The following is a 3409-nucleotide window of genomic DNA, read 5'->3' as shown; positions in this document are numbered from 1 at the left end:
GCAGTTTTTGAGCTCTTTTGAGGCGAATAGTGGTTCTATTCAACAAAAAAGAGTACATAAATTGACCAAATTCGGCTTTTCCGCAGTAGATCAGTGTTAAGTCCGACAGGCTGCTAGGGGCCGCGACCCTCATCAGCTTGTCGCCGGGCGCCGGCGCCGTCACCGCCATGAGTTACGGTTTGAGCCAGGGCCTGGGCCGCGCTCAGCCGGCCATTCTCGGTCTGATCTGCGGTTACGGCATCCAGATCGTCATAGTAGGGGTCGGGCTTGGCAGTCTGGTCGCCGCATCGGTGACCCTGTTCAGCGCCATAAAATGGCTTGGGGTTGCCTATCTGGTATGGCTCGGTATCCAGCAATGGCGTGACCGGGCAGAACTGGACCTGAATCAGGACCGCCCATGCAACTGGAGTGGAGCCTTCGGCCAGAGCCTGCTGATTAATATCACCAACCCCAAGGGGCTGGTATTTCTGCTGGCGCTGATTCCACAGTTTCTCGACCCCGCGCAACCACAGCTACCGCAATTGCTGGTCATAGGCACCACCCTGGTAGCCGTCGACTGGTGCGTCATGACCGGATATAGTCTGCTATTAACCTGACGGACAAATAGGTTCCCTCCCTATTTGTCCGTCACGCCATCAAAACGGGCGCAGGTGCGTGGACATGCTGGTTTTGCTGGCGTTCGCATTGGCCTACGGCCAATGATGAAGCGTCCATGCTTCATGTATTAACCCGCCGGGTTAATAGCATCAAAACTGCGTCATTTTATGCAGGATGCCAAGGCACGCCGAACACAGAACCGAATCACCGGCTGCGCATTAATAGGCGCAGGTCTGGTACTCTCGGGGGCACATAACTGACAGCGTAAACGCGATACCTATCGCTGCGCAGGCTTTCACAGGGGTTTTGTAAGTACGATGAGTCGATCTATGCATCTTGTACCACCCGCTCGCTTGACACGAGGCACCGCAAGGACCCTGGCCCTCGGCACACTACTCGTAGCCATTCTGGCCGGCTGCAGCGGCGGGCCAGCACCGCAGAACGTAGCACGCCCCGACTCGCCCTATTGCCTGCGTGGCGGTGATACCGAATCCTTCAGCTGCGACCCCAGTGTACAGGCCAGTGTGGAACCTGCTCCAACCACCCCGCGCAGCAGTGGCAACCTGACAGACGATGCACTCTATGCGGATTTGGCCGAGATAAAAAACTGGCTTAACAACGAAAAAGACGCCCGGGCCGACAGTATCGCAAGCAGCGATGAGTCCGATGTTATTCTGCCGCCTCCAGTTGCACCGCAGGCAGCGCCCGAGCCAAAACCTGCCCCGCCACTGCCCACTCTGCTGGCCAATGCCAACTATCGGAATAGCCTGGAAGAAGCCCAGTCGCTCTACCGACAGGGCTTCTATCAGCATGCGCAGGAACAGCTAAGCCAACTGATCCCGCTTTACCCCCAACGCCCCGAAGCCTATAACAACCTGGGTGTTATGCTGGCGGAAACGGGCCAGTACAGCGAGGCTATCAGCCAGTTGCAGCGGGCACTTTCAACCCACCCCTATTACGCCACCATTCATGCCAACTTGCGCAGCCTTTATGGCGCACTGGCGGGCAACACCTACAGTGACGCCCTGGGCCTGCGCCGCAACCGCCCTGCCCTGCGCCTCGACATTCTGGAACCCGGCCAGGATACCGATAGCACCCTATCGATCACCGCTGAGGTTGAAGGTACGCTGGAGTCTTGGGCAAAAAGCCCGTCCTATCCTGCACAGCAGCGCGCCGCTCTCTATATCCCGGGTTTTAGGCCCAACAGCAAAACAGACCATGCACAGTGGCTGAAGTCTCTGGACACTCCAGCGCCCGCCCTGCAGCTACAGGCCTATGAACTCGCCCTAATGACATCGGACTGGGTCGAGGTGACTCTGCAGGCCGGCCCTCTGCCTTCCCAGGAAGGCAACCCGGTGCAGCGCGTCCTGAGCCTTATTCGCATGGATTCAAGCTGGCGCATCAGCGCTGAGCAACCATTGCAGTAAACGCCACCTGCAGACCCCGTCACACTCAATCCAGCTAATGCGCGTTCTTTTTGCGCGCGTTTTATTTTTCGTCTGCAACCCATTAGCAAGAATACCGCCACAGCCCCCGCCAGCGCTGCCTATCGCCGGTTACGCACCTGCAAAATCAAACACTTATTTTAATTTACCCGCCTGAACTTTCATCAAACCTGTGCTATCCAAAAGGTACCGGGCAGGCACCTGCCCGCGCAAAAAGCCGCTCAGAGCAGCACCCGTTCGCTGCACGGAGGATCTGGTCATGTTTGCACAGATGGAAAACGCAGGTCTTGAAGACCTTCATTTTGCCGCGGACCCGAAAACGGGCTTGCGTGCCATTATCGCCATCCACTCCACCGTCCTGGGTCCCGCTATCGGTGGCTGCCGCCTGATCCCCTATGCCAGCGATACGGACGCCATCACCGATGCCATTCGTCTCGCCAGGGGCATGAGCTACAAGGCCGCGCTGGCAGGCTTGCCCCATGGCGGCGCCAAGGCGGTCATCATGCAGCCCGCGGGAAACTATGATCGCCGTGCCCTGATGAACGCCTTCGGACAGTTTATCGACAACCTGGGCGGGCGCTACATCACCGCCATGGACAGCGGCACCCAGGTGGCAGATATGGACGCCATCGCAACCCGTACCCATTGGGTGAGTTGCACCAGCCGCACCGGTAATCCCTCGCCTTCCACGGCCCTTGGCGTCTTCGAGGGTATTGGCAGCGCCGTGCGCCACCGCCTCGGGCGCCATTCCCTGTGCGGTATTAGGGTCGCGCTGCAGGGGCTTGGTCACGTCGGCTTTGAGGTCGCCAGGCTACTGCACGAAGCTGGCGTCCAGCTCACCGTCTGTGATCTGGATGCCGAACGCTGTGCCAGGGCGGTGCAGGCCTTCGGCGCACGGCGTGTCGATGCCAACGACATCTATGGGGTAGAGGCCGATGTATTCAGCCCCTGCGGCCTGGGCGCTATCCTCAATGACGACAGCATCCCAAAACTGCGCAGCGGCATCATTGCGGGCTCGGCCAACAATCAGCTGGCGGAAGAACGCCACGGTGAAATACTGCATAAGCGCGGTATTCTGTATGCGCCTGACTATCTGATCAACGCCGGCGGCCTTGTGTTTGTTGCCCTGAACCATGCCCGGGCACCAGCTCAGGAAATCAGCACCAAAGTGCACCAGATCGGCACAGAACTCCAGGCGCTGTTCCGCCAGGCCGACGCCCTGGATACGGCCACCAGCCTGCTTGCCGACCAGCGAGCCGAGGCCATTATCGCGGCCCAAGTCCAGGCTCTCGACAACCATAAAAAGGTGGCTGTGAATGCACACTAGCAGCCTGTCGGACTTACCCTCGCTACGATCGGCCAAGTCC

General features: G+C 59.0%; 3 protein-coding genes. All 3 read left to right on the top strand.

The genetic code is table 11. The features are described 5' to 3' along the window. The first annotated feature begins 137 nt into the window (after positions 1 to 137). The 3 genes from MPRO_RS07310 (at position 138) to MPRO_RS07300 (ending at position 3369) form a co-directional block, all read left to right on the top strand. Positions 138 to 596, top strand: coding sequence for a LysE family transporter (locus MPRO_RS07310; RefSeq protein WP_281177152.1), 459 nt, complete (start codon positions 138 to 140; stop codon positions 594 to 596). A 330-nt stretch (positions 597 to 926) separates the two neighbouring features. After that, positions 927 to 2024, top strand: coding sequence for a tetratricopeptide repeat protein (locus MPRO_RS07305; protein ID WP_067289586.1), 1098 nt, complete (start codon positions 927 to 929; stop codon positions 2022 to 2024). A 277-nt stretch (positions 2025 to 2301) separates the two neighbouring features. After that, positions 2302 to 3369, top strand: a complete 1068-nt coding sequence (locus MPRO_RS07300) for a Leu/Phe/Val dehydrogenase (RefSeq protein ID WP_067289583.1) — start codon at positions 2302 to 2304, stop codon at positions 3367 to 3369. Positions 3370 to 3409: the final 40 nt, after the last annotated feature.

The sequence above is a fragment of the Marinobacterium profundum genome (assembly GCF_001528745.1).
In the GTDB taxonomy this organism is placed as follows: Bacteria; Pseudomonadota; Gammaproteobacteria; order Pseudomonadales; family Balneatricaceae; genus Marinobacterium_A; species Marinobacterium_A profundum.
The sequence above is the reverse complement of the archived record's forward strand: the minus strand, read 5'-3'. Positions and strand labels throughout refer to the sequence as shown.

Coding starts and splice junctions, on each gene's coding strand:
- MPRO_RS07300 (WP_067289583.1), top strand. CDS start 2,302: ATGTTTGCACAGATGGAAAACGCAGGTCTTGAAGACCTTCATTTTGCC.
- MPRO_RS07305 (WP_067289586.1), top strand. CDS start 927: ATGCATCTTGTACCACCCGCTCGCTTGACACGAGGCACCGCAAGGACC.